Genomic DNA, 14,655 nt, shown 5'->3' on the forward strand with positions numbered 1-14,655 from the left:
GAGGCCGACCTGAAAGATCGCAGGGAATTGTCACAGCCCGGTCACCTGGCGGTTTTACAGTAAGCGCACAACCTGATGAGGAGACAGGCCATGTCCTTGCAAAACAGCAGCGATGACAAGATTCAAGTGATCCGCACACAGCCAGACCAGTCTCTGGGTTGCTCGATTATCGATGAGGATGGGCGTGAAGTACCGATCACTGAAAGCATGATCCAGGACGCTTGTCGCGAACTGGAAAAGCGATTGGTCAAGCCTGCCGAACAAAAGTGATATAGCCACCGTCTTCTTGACCCGGCCCTGTTGGCCGGGTTTTTTATGGGTGCCTGTTTTGTGTGGCTTTGTAGGAATCCGGTCAGTTTGCTAGGCCGAGGTTGCGCCTAAGGCCGCCACGATCTGCTGCAACGCCGGCGAATGCCCTTCAATTCGCACTTTCAACCCATCGATCTCACGCCGCAGCGGGTAATGCTTGCGCAGCGCATCGAACGCCGCACGCTGTTCACTCACATTGCCTACGAGGCTGCGACGGAAATCCGCGTCATCACGGCGCGGGTCGTACACGCCACGGCACAACATCGCCAGCGCCCAGGCCGGATCGGTATCAGCATTCAACGTAACAGCCGACAGCCATGGCGCTGGCAGCAAATCGTTCAGGCTGACCTGTTCCGGTTGCCCAAGAAATTTGCAAAACGCCTGATAGATCTGCGCCGTCCCGCGCTGTTTGCCGTCGAGGCTGTAGCCGGCAATGTGCGGCGTCGCGATGACACACAACTCCGCCAGCGCTACATCGACTTCAGGCTCAGCCTCCCAGACATCCAGCACCGCTTGCAGATCTTCACGTTGCAACAGCACCTGACGCAGGGCGGCGTTGTCGATCACCGGGCCACGACTTGCGTTGATCAGCCAGGTGCCGGGTTTGAGTTGGTTCAAACGGTTTTTATCGAACAGATGCCAGGTTGCCTGAGGGCCTTGCTTGTCCAGCGGCGTATGCAGGCTGATGACATCGCATTGCTCGATGATCTGCTCGAGACTGACGTAATCGCCCCCTTCAGCGGCTTGCCGTGGCGGATCGCAAACCAGCACATTCCAGCCCAGGCCTTGCAGAACCTTGACCAGCCGCCCGCCCACCTCGCCGGCGCCGACCACGCCGTAAGTGCGCTGAGCCAGGTCGACCCCTTCGATTTCGGCCAGGGTCAGCAGACTCCCCAGCACGTAATCGACCACACCCCGGGCATTGCAGCCTGGCGCACTGGACCAGGTGATGCCGGCCTGCTGAAAGTAGTCCAGGTCCAAATGATCGGTGCCGATGGTGCACGTGCCGACAAAGCGCACGTTGCTGCCTTCGAGCAATGCACGGTTGACGTTGGTCACTGAGCGCACCAGCAGTACATCGGCCTGCTCGACGGTGGCGCGGTCGATGGAACGTCCCGGCACTCGGCGGATTTCACCGAAACCTTCGAAGAAGGCATCGAGCAACGGGATATTTTCGTCGGCAACAATCAACATGGCAGGCTCCTTTGGCGGACCGGCAGTTTAGGCGCAGATGGAGGTGATGGGCCAGCAGGTATTAAGCACCTTAGTCGCCCCCCTGTGGCGAGGGAGCTTGCTCCCGTCCGACTGCAAAGCAGTCGCAAAGACTGATGCCGCGGTGTGTCTGAAGGAGCTGGACAGCTGCTTTTGGGGCTGCTGCGCAGCCCAGCGGGAGCAAGCTCCCTCGCCACAGGGAGTGGGGGATGCCTGTAAAACCGATTACAAATCCGCAACACAGGATTTTTCCTGACCATTGCGTCAAGGCGTAGAATGCGCCGCCTCGCGCATCAAAATCCTTTGGACGTTTCGCCTTGAATTCCGTGACTGACCCCACCGCCGCTATTTCCCTCAACCGCCCGGCCCGGGTTCGCCTGGAGCTGAAAAACCTGCTCGGCCTGGCGTTGCCGATCATGATCGCGCAACTGGCGACCACCGCCATGGGCTTCGTCGATGCGGTGATGGCGGGACGGGTCGGGCCTCGCGATCTTGCGGCCGTCGCGCTGGGCAACTCGATCTGGGTGCCGGTGTTTCTGTTGATGACCGGTACGCTGCTGGCCACCACCCCGAAAGTCGCTCAGCGCTTCGGTGCCGGCACTCACAGCGAGATTGGCCCGATCGTGCGTCAGGCCTTGTGGTTGGCGCTGGTGGTGGGTTTGATGGCGACCGGCCTACTGTTCAGCGCCGAACCGATCCTGCATTTCATGAAGGTCGATCCCGAGCTGATCGGCCCGTGCATGCAGTACCTGCACGGCATCGCCAGCGGCCTGCCCGCCGTCGCGTTCTATCACGTATTGCGCTGTTTCAGTGATGGCCTGGGTCGCACGCGTCCGGCCATGGTCCTTGGTTTGTGCGGGCTCGCGCTGAATATTCCGCTCAATTACATTTTCATCTATGGCCACTTTGGTGTGCCGGCGATGGGCGGTGTCGGCTGCGGCTGGGCCACGGCAATCGTGATGTGGGTGATGGCGCTGGGGATGGCCGGCTGGGAACGGTGGGCGCCGGCCTATCAGTCGAGCCAGTTGTTCAGCCGATTCGACTGGCCCCAGTGGGCGGTGATCAAACGCTTGCTGGGCATCGGCCTGCCGATCGGCATCGCCGTTTTCGCCGAGTCGAGCATCTTTGCGGTGATCGCCCTGCTGATCGGCAGCCTCGGCGCCACTGTGGTCGCCGGGCACCAGATCGCCCTGAATTTCAGCTCACTGGTGTTCATGATCCCCTACTCCCTGGGCATGGCCGTGACCGTGCGGGTCGGCCAGGCACTGGGCCGCGAAGAACCACGCGAAGCACGCTTCGCCGCCGGAGTCGGCATGGGCACGGCACTGGCTTATGCGTGTATTTCCGCAAGCATGATGCTGTTGCTGCGTGAACCCATCGCCGCGATCTACACCGCCGACCCGACGGTGATTCACGTGGCCGCGATGCTGATTGTGTACTCGGCGCTGTTCCAGTTTTCCGATGCGATCCAGGTGACGGCGGCCGGTGCACTGCGCGGCTATCAAGACACGCGAGTGACGATGATCCTGACGCTGTTCGCTTATTGGGGCATCGGTTTGCCGGTGGGTTACGCCTTGGGCCTGACCGATTGGTTCGGCGCGCCGAGCGGCCCGAGCGGGCTGTGGCAGGGTTTGATCGTCGGTTTGAGTTGCGCGGCGCTGATGCTGTCGATCCGCCTGGCGCGCAGCGCACGCAAGCGGATCCGCATCAGCCGTTCGGCCGGTTAAGCGAGCGCAAAAAAAGGGCCTGCACATGCAGGCCTTTTTTGTGCCCGTTAAGCGAGCTTCTTGCGGATCCAGTACAGGTAGGTGCCTGCCTCTTCATGCTGCGCGACGAGTTCGTGGTCGAGGAACACGCAGAACTTGGGAATATCGCGACGGGTCGACGGGTCAGTGGCGATCACCTTCAGCAGGCCGCCAGGCACCAGGTCACGGATGTGCTGGTGCAGCATCATCACCGGTTCCGGGCAATTGAGGCCGGTGGCATCGAGGGTGCCGTCAACCGGCGTATCGATCATTTCACTCATGGTTTACTCCTGAAACTTGCCGGCATTGTCGCGCATTGCCGGGTGTTCGGTCACCTATGGGAGCGGGACCGTATGAATCAGCGGGATTTCGGTTTTTTCACGTCAAGCCGGCGCAAATGGCAGGTCACTTCTTCACGGTCGTGATACAGCTGCTTGCAGCCGATTTCAACCCGAATGCCCCGCGCCTTGAACCCCTCGGCAATACGCTCCAGCAAGCGCTTCACTTCGGCATAACGCTGTTTCATCGGCAGCTTGAGGTTGACCACCGCTTCCCGGCAATGCCCCTCGCCAATCCATTCTTCCAGCATCGCCGCGTTGCGCGCCGGCTTCTCGACGATGTCGCAGACCATCCAGTCCACCGGCTGTTTGGGCTTGAAGGTGAAACCGTCGGCCATCAAGTGCTGCACCAGACCGGTATCCATCAGGCTTTCGGCCATCGGGCCGTTGTCGATGGCGGTCACCAGCATGCCGCGGTTGACCAGTTGCCAGGTCCAGCCGCCAGGGGCGGCGCCGAGGTCGACACCGGTCATGTCGCTGTGCAGACGCTCATCCCACTGGTCGCGGGGAATGAAGTGATGCCACGCCTCTTCCAGCTTCAACGTCGAACGGCTCGGCGCTTCACGGGGGAACTTCAGGCGCGGAATGCCCATCGGCCACATCGCCGAGTTGTTCGACTCCGCCAGCCCCATGAACACTTCGCGGCCGCTCTTGAAGGTCAGCAGCAGGCGCGGCTTGTTGGGGTCTTCCACCAGTTTGCCGGCCGCCATCAACGCCTTGCGCAGGTGCACTTCAAACTTCTTGCAGAAGTTCGACAGCTCTTTGCCATCGTTGGTGTCGACCATTTCCAGCCACAGGCTGCCGCACAGTGGGAAGTCCGCCATGTGGGCGAGGATCACGCTGATGCGGTCGGTTTCCGGCAGATCAATAAAGATCCCACGGGCCCACTGGCGCGGGAAGATCAGGTCGGCGAAACGCTGGCCACGCATCAGGCGTTCGGCGCCGTCTTCTTCGGTGCAGATGAATTCGGCATAGGCGCTGGCGGTTTTGGCCTTGGCATAACCGGCCACGTTCAGCCGCGCGGCATGTTCGGAAATCTCGGAACAGACTTCGCCTTCGAAGCCCGGTCGGCAATGCATAAAGAGGGTGTTCATTCTTACTCCTGGGCAGTTGGCGGAAAAATTGCGCCACTGCGCGATGCCCAGGCTTGCGTTGAAGCAAAGCCTGTCACGAAAACCGGCGCATGATAGCCGAGTTCGGAACCTTGGACTTGCCCTTAGGGTCCAGTTATTAGCCTTAAGCACCAAACAGGACTAGGTTTAAACATCTGCCCGTCCCTCAGTCCGTAGCCGTGTGGACTTAAAGGAGTCATTTCAATGCCGTCCCTCGATAGCCTGAAAACCCTTAAAACCTTACAAGTCGACGACAAGACCTATCACTACTTCAGCTTGCCCGAAGCCGCCAAGAGCCTGGGTGATCTCGACAAGCTGCCCATGTCGTTGAAAGTGTTGCTGGAAAACCTGCTGCGCTGGGAGGACGAGAAAACCGTCACCGGCGCCGACCTCAAGGCGATTGCCGCCTGGCTCAAGGAGCGTCGCTCCGACCGCGAAATCCAATACCGCCCCGCGCGGGTATTGATGCAGGACTTTACCGGCGTCCCGGCCGTGGTCGACCTGGCCGCCATGCGCGCCGCCATGGCCAAGGCCGGTGGCGACCCACAGCGCATCAATCCGCTGTCGCCGGTGGACCTGGTGATCGACCACTCGGTGATGGTCGACAAGTTCGCCAGCTCAAGCGCCTTCGAACAGAACGTCGACATCGAAATGCAGCGCAACCACGAGCGGTACGCCTTCCTGCGCTGGGGTCAGAGCGCCTTCGCCAACTTCAGCGTGGTGCCGCCGGGCACCGGTATCTGTCACCAGGTCAACCTTGAATACCTAGGACGCACGGTCTGGACCAAGGATGAGGACGGCCGCACCTATGCTTTCCCCGACACCCTGGTCGGCACTGACTCCCACACCACCATGATCAACGGCCTCGGCGTACTCGGCTGGGGCGTCGGCGGGATCGAAGCGGAAGCGGCGATGCTGGGTCAACCGGTGTCGATGCTGATTCCGGAAGTGATCGGTTTCAAACTCACTGGCAAGCTCAAGGAAGGCATCACCGCCACCGACCTGGTGCTGACCGTCACCCAGATGCTGCGCAAGAAAGGCGTGGTCGGCAAATTCGTCGAGTTCTACGGCGACGGCCTCGCCGACCTGCCGCTGGCCGACCGCGCGACCATTGCGAACATGGCTCCGGAATACGGCGCCACCTGCGGCTTCTTCCCGGTGGACGAGGTGACCCTGGAGTACCTGCGCCTGTCCGGCCGTACCTCGGAAACCGTGAAACTGGTGGAGGCCTACAGCAAGACCCAGGGCCTGTGGCGCCTGCCCGGCAAGGAGCCGGTGTTCACCGACAGCCTGGCCCTGGACATGGGCAGCGTCGAAGCCAGCCTCGCCGGACCGAAACGCCCACAAGACCGCGTCTCGTTGCCGAATGTGGCGCAAGCGTTCACTGACTTTCTCGGCCTGCAAATCAAACCGACCAGCAAGGAAGAAGGTCGCCTCGAAAGTGAGGGCGGCGGTGGCGTCGCGGTAGGCAACGCCGATCTGATCGGTGAAGCGGACTACGCTCACGAAGGCCATACGCATCGGCTGAAAAACGGTGCGGTGGTGATTGCCGCGATCACCTCCTGCACCAACACCTCCAATCCCAGTGTGATGATGGCAGCCGGACTGGTGGCGAAAAAAGCCGTGGAAAAAGGCCTCAAGCGCAAACCCTGGGTCAAGAGCTCCCTGGCCCCCGGCTCGAAAGTGGTCACCGACTATTACAAGGCAGCCGGTCTGACCCAATACCTCGACCAACTCGGTTTTGCCCTGGTCGGTTATGGCTGCACCACCTGCATCGGCAACTCCGGGCCGTTGCCGGAGCCGATTGAAAAAGCCATCCAGAAAGCCGACCTGACCGTCGCCTCGGTGCTGTCGGGCAACCGCAACTTCGAAGGCCGCGTGCATCCGCTGGTGAAAACCAACTGGCTGGCCTCCCCGCCCCTGGTCGTCGCCTACGCGCTGGCCGGCACGGTGCGCATCGACATCAGCAGCGAGCCCTTGGGAAACGACAAGGACGGCCACCCGGTTTACCTGCGAGACATCTGGCCGAGCACCAAGGAAATCGCCGACGCGGTAACTCAGGTGAACACCGCAATGTTCCACAAGGAGTACGCCGAAGTGTTCGCCGGCGACGAGCAGTGGCAAGCCATCGAAGTGCCGCAAGCAGCGACTTATGTCTGGAACAACGATTCGACGTATATCCAGCACCCGCCCTTCTTCGATGACATTGGCGGCCCTGCGCCGGTGGTCAAGGATGTCGAAGGGGCGAAAGTCCTCGCGCTGCTCGGCGATTCGGTAACCACCGACCACATCTCCCCCGCCGGCAACATCAAGACCGACAGCCCTGCCGGCCGTTACCTGCGCGAACAAGGGGTGGAACCACGGGACTTCAACTCCTACGGCTCGCGTCGCGGTAACCACGAAGTGATGATGCGCGGCACCTTCGCCAACATCCGCATTCGCAACGAAATGCTCGGTGGTGAAGAAGGCGGCAACACGATTTACATTCCGACCGGGGAAAAACTGCCGATCTACGACGCGGCCATGCGTTACCAGGCATCGGGCACGCCGCTGGTGGTGATCGCCGGGCAAGAATACGGCACTGGATCGAGCCGTGACTGGGCGGCCAAGGGCACCAACCTGCTGGGGGTCAAAGCCGTCATCGCAGAAAGCTTCGAGCGGATTCACCGTTCAAATCTGGTGGGCATGGGCGTGTTGCCGCTGCAGTTCAAGCTGGATCAGAACCGCAAGAGCCTGAACCTCACTGGCAAGGAAACCCTGGACATTCTTGGCCTGACGGGCGTCGAACTGACTCCGCGGATGAACCTGACGCTGGTCATCACCCGTGAAGACGGCAGCCAGGAGAAGGTCGAGGTATTGTGCCGGATCGATACCCTGAACGAAGTGGAGTACTTCAAGGCCGGAGGGATTTTGCATTACGTGTTGCGGCAGTTGATTGCCTCGTAACGCCTCCGCCGACAACGACACCGCCTTCGGGCGGTGTTTTTGTTTGGGCGGTGTATGTCTCTATAATTGCGCGCCCCAAGAAAACAGGCACCTCCGCCCTCAAGGACTTCAAATGATCGCTCTGCCATGGATCTATCTGGCACTTCTCTCGCTCGGCTACAGCCTGGCTTTGATCTACGGCCATCTCGGCTGGCTGGCTGCCATTTCTTTCGGGTTACTGCTGATCGCCGGTTTCGCCGTTCGCCAACAACAGATCCCCCTCGGCCGCTACCTCGGCCACGGCTTGTTCATCGTCTTGGCGGTGGCGCTGGCGACACACTGGCTTCCCGGTTTCTACAACGGTCGCGCTATCGATCCCCTGCGTTTCACCGACGATGCCGTGCGGTTCGCCATGTACCTGAATCAGGACAAACCCCTGATCGGCTTCTGGCTGTTACTGGTCTGCCCATGGATTGTCGGCCGGCGCTCCCTGCGCCTGTCGGTGTATGCCACCGCCCTCGCCCTGACCGTGAGTGCCGTACTGGCTCTGGGTGGTGCGCTATTGCTGGGGGTGATCAGTTGGGCACCGAAATGGCCGGATCAGGCCTGGCTGTGGATGCTGAACAATCTGTTGCTGGTGACGCTGGTGGAAGAAGCGCTGTTTCGCGGCTACATCCAGGGCGGTCTGAGCCGGCAGTTTAAACACCTGCCTTATGGTGAAAGCCTCGCGCTGGTGCTCGCATCATTGCTATTTGGCCTCGTTCATCTGGGCGCTGGCTGGCAATGGGTGTTGCTGGCCAGCCTGGCCGGTGTCGGCTATGGCCTGGCCTACCGGTTCGGTGGGCTGGGTGCGGCCATCGCCACCCATTTTGGTTTGAATCTGCTGCATTTCGGCTTGTTCACGTATCCGATGCTCGCGGGATGATGACGCAGCGGTCGTTTTGCGACGCGTTACTGATTTATTGAAAAAAAACTTCAATAAATGCCCAACGATGCCGATACACCATCAAAGCCTTGCGGATTGAAAAAGCCATGCGTAACAACCAGCCCATTACACAACGCGAACGGACCTTCCCGGCGCAGCAACGGTTGATTTCCACCACCGATGCCAAGGGCATGATCACCTACTGCAACGATGCTTTCGTCGAAATCAGCGGGTTTTCGCGTGAAGAACTGATCCGTGCGCCGCATAACCTGGTTCGTCATCCCGACGTCCCGTCTGCGGTGTTCGCGCACATGTGGGGCACACTGAAACAAGGCTTGCCATGGATGGGCATTGTCAAGAATCGCTGCAAGACCGGTGACCACTACTGGGTTAACGCCTATGTCACACCGGTGTTCGAAGGCAATCAGGTGATCGGTTACGAGTCGGTGCGGGTCAAGCCCACCGCCGAGCAGATCCGCCGTGCCGAAGCGCTCTACCAACGCATCAATCAGGGCAAGTCAGCCGTTCCTCAAAGGGATAAGTGGTTGCCGGTGCTTCAGGACTGGCTGCCGTTCATTCTGGTCAGCCAGTTGAGCTTCATGATCGGCGCCACCCTGACGTCGCAATGGGGCTTCGCCCTCGCCGCCGGTCTTTCGGTGCCGTTGGGCTTGATGGGCTTGAGCTGGCAACAGCGCGGCATCAAGCGCTTGCTGCGCCTGGCCGAACAGACCACGTCCGACCCGCTGATCGCGCAGATGTACACCGACAGCCGCGGTGCCCAGGCACGCTTGGAAATGTCCATTCTCAGCCAGGAAGCTCGCCTGAAAACCTGCCTGACGCGCCTGCAAGACACCGCCGAGCATCTGAACGAACAAGCGAAACAGTCCGACACGCTGGCCCATAACAGCTCCACCGGCCTGGAACGTCAGCGCGTCGAAACCGAGCAAGTGGCGACCGCCGTCAATCAGATGGCCGCTACCACTCAGGAAGTCGCCAGTCACGTGCAGCGCACCGCCGACGCCACTCAGGAAGCCAATCGCCTGACCGGTCGCGGTCGCGACATCGCAGGTGAAACCCGCGAAGCCATTCAACGCCTGTCGGTGGTGGTCGGTGAAACCGGTCTGACGGTCACTCAACTGGCCAAGGACAGCGACGAAATCGGTGGCGTGGTCGATGTGATCAAAGGCATTGCCGACCAGACCAACCTGCTCGCCTTGAACGCTGCGATCGAAGCCGCCCGTGCCGGTGAGATGGGCCGTGGTTTTGCGGTGGTGGCCGACGAAGTGCGCCAATTGGCGCAGCGCACCAGCGAATCCACCGGGCAGATCCACGCCCTGATCGCCAAGCTGCAACAAACCGCCAGCACGGCGGTGCAAACCATGGAGGCCGGCCATCGCCAGGCTGAAGAAGGTGTGGCGCGGGTATTGGAAGCGGATCAGGCGCTGGTGGGCATCAGCGAAGCGGTAGCCCACATCACCGACATGACCACCCAAATCGCTGCCGCGACCGAAGAGCAAAGTTCGGTGGCCGAAGAAATCAGCCGCAACATCAGTAACATCTCGCAACTGGCTGATCAGACCTCGGAACAGGCACAAAACTCGGCGCTGCTGAGTGAGGAACTGACCAAGACCGCGAATACCCAGTATTCGTTGGTGGAGCGGTTTAACCGCTGACAACAAAGTCAAAAGATCGCAGGCTGCGCCAGCTCCTACATTCGAACGGCGTCCACGCTGTAGGAGCTGCCAAGGGCTGCGATCTTTTGATCTTGCTTCTCACAGAAACCCGGCGACCTTCTTCGCTGCCGCGTCCAAATGCTGCTCATGCGTAAACCCCGAAGCCTTCAACGGCTTCAAATCATGATCCGCCGCCTCAAGCCAGAACACCTCGATACCCGGCGCCAACGTATAAGCCTCAACGGCCTCACGATTGCCCAGCGCATCGCGCTCGCCCTGCACAATCAACGTCCGTGTCTTTAGCGCAGCCAAATGCTCAACCCGAGGTTTCTCCGGTTTGCCGACGGCATAAAACGGATAACCGAGGCACACCAGCGCATCCGCTTCCAGCTCATCGGCCAAAAGACTGGCCATCCGCCCGCCCATGGACTTGCCACCAATGGCCAGACGCCCAGTGACATGGCGTCGCACCACGGCGTACACCTCACGCCAGCACTCCAGCAGTTTCGGCGCCGGGTTCGGTGGGCGCTTGCCGCCGTCCACTCGCCGTTGGGCCATGTACGGAAACTCGAAGCGCAGCACGTTGACGCCTTGCGTGGCAAGGCGCGCAGCCATGTCGCTCATCCAGCCGCTGTCCATCGGCGCACCGGCGCCATGGGCGAGAATCAGTGTCGCCGAGGCCGGCACCGAGGCGGCATTCCACAACCATCCGTGATCCCGCACGCACTGCGCCCATTGATCCCCGTCAATACTGGCCTTGTGCTGTTTGTCCATGCTTGCCTCGCTTTTAGTCTGCCTATAACTCCAGGCGAAGGGAGCGTCTGCCTTGCGCGGCTTACTCGCAAAGACGGGCCCTCACTTCGGCTGAACCGTGGATGGGGAACCATGAACACTTCTATCAGTACCGCCTACAACTACAAGGTGGTCCGCCAATTCGCCATTATGACGGTGGTGTGGGGCATCGTCGGCATGGGGCTCGGGGTTTTTCTCGCCGCCCAGTTGGTCTGGCCCGAACTCAACTTCAATCTGCCATGGACCAGTTTCGGCCGGTTGCGCCCGCTGCACACCAACGCGGTGATCTTCGCCTTCGGCGGCTGTGCGTTGTTCGCCAGTTCGTTCTACTCGGTACAGCGTACCTGCCAGACTCGATTGTTTGCGCCGAAAATCGCCGCGTTCTGCTTCTGGGGCTGGCAACTGGTGATCCTGTTGGCGGCGATCAGCCTGCCGCTGGGTTACACCAGCTCCAAGGAATACGCCGAACTGGAATGGCCGATCGACATCCTGATCACCATCGTCTGGGTGGCTTACGCCATCGTGTTCTTCGGCACGATCATGCAGCGCAAGACCAAGCACATCTATGTCGGTAACTGGTTCTTCGGTGGATTCATCATCACCGTGGCAATCCTGCACATCGTCAACAACCTGGAATTGCCGGTGAGTCTGACCAAGTCCTACTCGCTGTACTCCGGTGCGACCGATGCCATGGTGCAGTGGTGGTACGGCCACAACGCCGTAGGCTTTTTCCTCACCGCCGGTTTCCTCGGGATGATGTACTACTTCGTGCCGAAACAGGCCGAACGCCCGGTGTATTCCTATCGCTTGTCGATCGTGCACTTCTGGGCGCTGATCACCCTGTACATCTGGGCCGGTCCCCACCACTTGCACTACACCGCGCTGCCAGACTGGGCACAGTCGTTGGGCATGGTGATGTCGCTGATCCTGCTGGCGCCGAGCTGGGGCGGGATGATCAACGGCATGATGACCCTGTCGGGTGCCTGGCATAAGTTGCGCAGCGACCCGATCCTGCGTTTCCTCGTGGTGTCCCTGGCGTTCTACGGCATGTCGACCTTCGAAGGGCCCATGATGGCGATCAAGACGGTCAACGCCCTCTCCCACTACACCGACTGGACCATCGGCCACGTTCACGCCGGCGCGCTCGGCTGGGTGGCAATGATTTCCATCGGTGCGCTGTACCACATGATCCCGAAAGTCTTCGGCCGCGAGCAGATGCACAGCATCGGCCTGATCAACGCGCACTTCTGGCTCGCCACCATCGGCACCGTGCTGTACATCGCCTCGATGTGGGTCAACGGCATCGCCCAGGGCCTGATGTGGCGCGCAGTCAACGAGGACGGCACGCTGACCTACTCCTTCGTCGAAACCCTGGTGGCCAGCCATCCTGGCTTCATCGTGCGACTGGTGGGCGGCGCGATCTTCCTCAGCGGCATGCTGCTGATGGCTTACAACACCTGGCGCACCGTGCGGGCCTCGCAGCCTGCCGAAGCCGTCGCTGCCGCGCAGATCGCCTGAGGAGTCCGCCATGAAACACGAAACAATCGAGAAAAACGTCGGCCTGCTGATGTTGCTGATGGTGTTCGCCGTGAGCATCGGCGGCCTGACCCAGATCGTCCCGCTGTTCTTCCAGGACGTGACCAACAAACCGGTGGAAGGCATGAAGCCCTACACCGCGCTGCAACTGGAAGGTCGCGACATTTACATCCGCGAAGGCTGCGTCGGTTGCCACTCGCAGATGATCCGCCCGTTCCGCGCCGAAACCGAACGCTACGGCCATTACTCGGTGGCCGGGGAAAGCGTGTGGGATCACCCGTTCCTCTGGGGCTCCAAGCGCACCGGGCCGGACCTGGCGCGAGTCGGCGGGCGCTACTCCGAAGACTGGCACCGCGCGCACTTGTACAACCCGCGCAACGTGGTGCCGGAATCGAAGATGCCGGCGTATCCATGGCTGGTGGCCAACCCGCTCGACAGCAGCCACACCGAAACCAAGATCCGCGCCATGCGCACCCTCGGCGTGCCGTACACCGACGAAGACATTGCAGGCTCGGTCGCTTCGCTGAAGGGCAAGACCGAGATGGACGCGCTGGTTGCCTACCTGCAAGTGCTCGGCACTGCCATCAAGAGCAAGAGGTGAGTCATGGTCATTGATATGAGCACAGGCCTGATCCGCGGCCTCGGCACAGTCGTGGTGTTCGTGGCCTTCGTCGGTCTGACACTGTGGGTGTTCAACAGCAAGCGCAATCCGCAATTCGCCGAAGCGCGCCTGCTGCCGTTCGCTGACGAGCCGCAACCCGAAACTACCCAAGAATCTGCAACAACAAGGAGTGCCCGGCCATGACCACCTTCTGGAGTGCGTGGATCTGCGTACTGACCATCGGCAGCCTGATCGGCCTGACCTGGCTGCTGATCGGCACCCGCCGGGGCGAAACCAAGGGCAGCGTCGACCAGACCATGGGCCACAGCTTCGACGGCATCGAGGAGTACGACAACCCGCTGCCGCAGTGGTGGTTCATGCTGTTCGCCGGCACCCTGGTGTTCTCGGTCGGCTACCTGATTCTTTATCCGGGCCTGGGCAACTGGAAAGGCATCCTGCCCGGTTATGAAAACGGCTGGACTGGTGTCCATGAATGGGAAAAGGAGATGAGCAAGGCAGACGCAAAGTTCGGACCGATCTTCGCCAAATTCGCGGCAATGCCGGTGGAAGAAGTAGCGAAAGACCCGCAAGCGCTGAAAATGGGCGGCCGCCTGTTCGCCTCCAACTGCTCGGTGTGCCACGGCTCGGACGCCAAGGGCGCATTCGGCTTCCCCAACCTGGCCGACAGCGATTGGCGCTGGGGCGGCAGTGCCGAGACCATCAAGACCACCATCATGGGTGGCCGGATGGCGGCCATGCCAGCCTGGGGTGAAGTGTTGGGTGAGACCGGGGTGAAGAACGTCGCCGCGTACGTGCGTCACGAATTGGCCGGCCTGCCGCTACCAGCCGACAGTGGTGCCGACGTGCAAGCCGGACAGCAACTGTTCAGCACCACCTGCGTAGCCTGTCATGGGGCAAACGGCCAGGGCACTGAAGCCATGGGCGCGCCGAATCTGACGCACCCGGCCGGTTTTATCTACGGTACCAGCCTGGCGCAACTGCAACAGACTATTCGCCATGGCCGCCAGGGCCATATGCCGGCGCAAAACGAACTGCTGGGCAACGACAAGGTGCAATTGCTGGCCGCTTATGTGTACAGCTTGTCCCACGGAGTCGGCACCGAGCGTTTGCAGGCACAAGGCAAAAGCGAATAATTTTTGACCGCTCTGCTGCCGCATTCTGCGGAATGCGGCAGTTCCCTGCCTCTTTGCGACCCATTGTCGCACCCTGCCGTTCCCCTTCCTTTCGGTTCACCAGATTCGGGTCTAAGCTTCCTCGGTGCGGACTGGCATGAGCCGGTTCCAGGTCGATTTTACCCGATGTGTTCGACGATTCTGTTCGATGACAGGCCGCAAAGGCTGGTAGATACCGGCTGTCGCGCAAATTGCCGTCTGTCCCTCGATCGTTGCGTTTGAACACACCCCGTTACATCTGACTTGAACCCCTCGCCTTTTTCATCCGCTGCGACATTTTGTCAGAGGGCAATT

13 protein-coding genes are annotated in these 14,655 nt (G+C 60.8%); 9 read left to right on the forward strand and 4 right to left on the reverse strand.

The features are described 5' to 3' along the window. Positions 1-90 precede the first annotated feature (90 nt). Positions 91-270, forward strand: a complete 180-nt coding sequence (locus tag PGR6_RS19310) for a PA1571 family protein (protein WP_018925311.1) — start codon at positions 91-93, stop codon at positions 268-270. 90 nt (positions 271-360) lie between these two features. Here the strand turns inward: PGR6_RS19310 and pdxB are convergent, their stop codons facing one another. Then, complete coding sequence (gene pdxB, locus PGR6_RS19315; protein WP_064619101.1) at positions 361-1,503, reverse strand: 4-phosphoerythronate dehydrogenase PdxB; 1,143 nt, start codon at positions 1,501-1,503, stop codon at positions 361-363. Positions 1,504-1,838: 335 nt separating this feature from the next. Between pdxB and PGR6_RS19320 the strand changes: the two genes are divergently transcribed. Then, positions 1,839-3,248, forward strand: coding sequence for an MATE family efflux transporter (locus tag PGR6_RS19320; protein WP_064619104.1), 1,410 nt, complete (start codon positions 1,839-1,841; stop codon positions 3,246-3,248). A gap of 47 nt (positions 3,249-3,295) precedes the next feature. On the opposite strand, the gene tusA is transcribed toward PGR6_RS19320, so the two are convergent. After that, positions 3,296-3,547, reverse strand: a complete 252-nt coding sequence (tusA, locus tag PGR6_RS19325) for a sulfurtransferase TusA (RefSeq protein ID WP_007907805.1) — start codon at positions 3,545-3,547, stop codon at positions 3,296-3,298. A gap of 77 nt (positions 3,548-3,624) precedes the next feature. Continuing rightward, positions 3,625-4,698, reverse strand: coding sequence for a 23S rRNA (cytidine(2498)-2'-O)-methyltransferase RlmM (gene rlmM / locus PGR6_RS19330; RefSeq protein WP_018925308.1), 1,074 nt, complete (start codon positions 4,696-4,698; stop codon positions 3,625-3,627). Between the two features lie 222 nt (positions 4,699-4,920). Between rlmM and acnA the strand changes: the two genes are divergently transcribed. The 3 genes from acnA to PGR6_RS19345 all read left to right on the forward strand — a co-directional run bounded on the left by acnA (position 4,921) and on the right by PGR6_RS19345 (position 10,239). Beyond that, positions 4,921-7,662, forward strand: coding sequence for an aconitate hydratase AcnA (acnA, locus tag PGR6_RS19335; RefSeq protein WP_064619107.1), 2,742 nt, complete (start codon positions 4,921-4,923; stop codon positions 7,660-7,662). A gap of 112 nt (positions 7,663-7,774) precedes the next feature. Continuing rightward, on the forward strand, positions 7,775-8,566 hold the full coding sequence (locus PGR6_RS19340) for a CPBP family intramembrane glutamic endopeptidase (RefSeq protein ID WP_018925306.1): 792 nt from the start codon (positions 7,775-7,777) through the stop codon (positions 8,564-8,566). A gap of 107 nt (positions 8,567-8,673) precedes the next feature. Beyond that, a complete protein-coding gene (locus PGR6_RS19345; RefSeq protein WP_018925305.1) occupies positions 8,674-10,239 on the forward strand; it encodes a methyl-accepting chemotaxis protein in 1,566 nt (521 codons plus the stop codon). A 99-nt stretch (positions 10,240-10,338) separates the two neighbouring features. Here the strand turns inward: PGR6_RS19345 and PGR6_RS19350 are convergent, their stop codons facing one another. Continuing rightward, positions 10,339-11,013 carry an alpha/beta family hydrolase gene (locus PGR6_RS19350; RefSeq protein ID WP_064619109.1) on the reverse strand — a complete coding sequence of 225 codons (675 nt, stop codon included), beginning with the start codon at positions 11,011-11,013 and terminating at the stop codon, positions 10,339-10,341. A gap of 111 nt (positions 11,014-11,124) precedes the next feature. Between PGR6_RS19350 and ccoN the strand changes: the two genes are divergently transcribed. From ccoN to ccoP, 4 genes are read left to right on the forward strand one after another with little or no spacing between them, the layout of a single operon-like run. After that, a complete protein-coding gene (gene ccoN, locus PGR6_RS19355) occupies positions 11,125-12,549 on the forward strand; it encodes a cytochrome-c oxidase, cbb3-type subunit I (RefSeq protein ID WP_007942213.1) in 1,425 nt (474 codons plus the stop codon). 10 nt (positions 12,550-12,559) lie between these two features. Beyond that, a complete protein-coding gene (ccoO, locus tag PGR6_RS19360; protein ID WP_007942211.1) occupies positions 12,560-13,168 on the forward strand; it encodes a cytochrome-c oxidase, cbb3-type subunit II in 609 nt (202 codons plus the stop codon). A gap of 3 nt (positions 13,169-13,171) precedes the next feature. Next, the gene (locus PGR6_RS19365) at positions 13,172-13,372 is read left to right on the forward strand and encodes a cbb3-type cytochrome oxidase subunit 3 (RefSeq protein ID WP_018925303.1); all 201 of its coding nucleotides are present in this window, start codon (positions 13,172-13,174) and stop codon (positions 13,370-13,372) included. After that, the gene (gene ccoP / locus PGR6_RS19370; RefSeq protein WP_018925302.1) at positions 13,369-14,322 is read left to right on the forward strand and encodes a cytochrome-c oxidase, cbb3-type subunit III; all 954 of its coding nucleotides are present in this window, start codon (positions 13,369-13,371) and stop codon (positions 14,320-14,322) included. The genes PGR6_RS19365 and ccoP overlap by 4 nt, the downstream gene beginning before the upstream one ends. Positions 14,323-14,655: the final 333 nt, after the last annotated feature.

Source organism: Pseudomonas sp. GR 6-02, assembly GCF_001655615.1.
In the GTDB taxonomy this organism is placed as follows: domain Bacteria; phylum Pseudomonadota; class Gammaproteobacteria; order Pseudomonadales; family Pseudomonadaceae; genus Aquipseudomonas.

What these genes read in the sequence shown, in the direction of transcription:
- PGR6_RS19310 (WP_018925311.1), top strand. Translation starts at nt 91, where the DNA reads ATGTCCTTGCAAAACAGCAGCGATGACAAGATTCAAGTGATCCGCACA.
- pdxB (WP_064619101.1), bottom strand. Translation starts at nt 1,503, where the DNA reads ATGTTGATTGTTGCCGACGAAAATATCCCGTTGCTCGATGCCTTCTTC.
- tusA (WP_007907805.1), bottom strand. Translation starts at nt 3,547, where the DNA reads ATGAGTGAAATGATCGATACGCCGGTTGACGGCACCCTCGATGCCACC.
- rlmM (WP_018925308.1), bottom strand. Translation starts at nt 4,698, where the DNA reads ATGAACACCCTCTTTATGCATTGCCGACCGGGCTTCGAAGGCGAAGTC.
- acnA (WP_064619107.1), top strand. Translation starts at nt 4,921, where the DNA reads ATGCCGTCCCTCGATAGCCTGAAAACCCTTAAAACCTTACAAGTCGAC.
- PGR6_RS19340 (WP_018925306.1), top strand. Translation starts at nt 7,775, where the DNA reads ATGATCGCTCTGCCATGGATCTATCTGGCACTTCTCTCGCTCGGCTAC.
- PGR6_RS19345 (WP_018925305.1), top strand. Translation starts at nt 8,674, where the DNA reads ATGCGTAACAACCAGCCCATTACACAACGCGAACGGACCTTCCCGGCG.
- PGR6_RS19350 (WP_064619109.1), bottom strand. Translation starts at nt 11,013, where the DNA reads ATGGACAAACAGCACAAGGCCAGTATTGACGGGGATCAATGGGCGCAG.
- ccoN (WP_007942213.1), top strand. Translation starts at nt 11,125, where the DNA reads ATGAACACTTCTATCAGTACCGCCTACAACTACAAGGTGGTCCGCCAA.
- ccoO (WP_007942211.1), top strand. Translation starts at nt 12,560, where the DNA reads ATGAAACACGAAACAATCGAGAAAAACGTCGGCCTGCTGATGTTGCTG.
- PGR6_RS19365 (WP_018925303.1), top strand. Translation starts at nt 13,172, where the DNA reads ATGGTCATTGATATGAGCACAGGCCTGATCCGCGGCCTCGGCACAGTC.
- ccoP (WP_018925302.1), top strand. Translation starts at nt 13,369, where the DNA reads ATGACCACCTTCTGGAGTGCGTGGATCTGCGTACTGACCATCGGCAGC.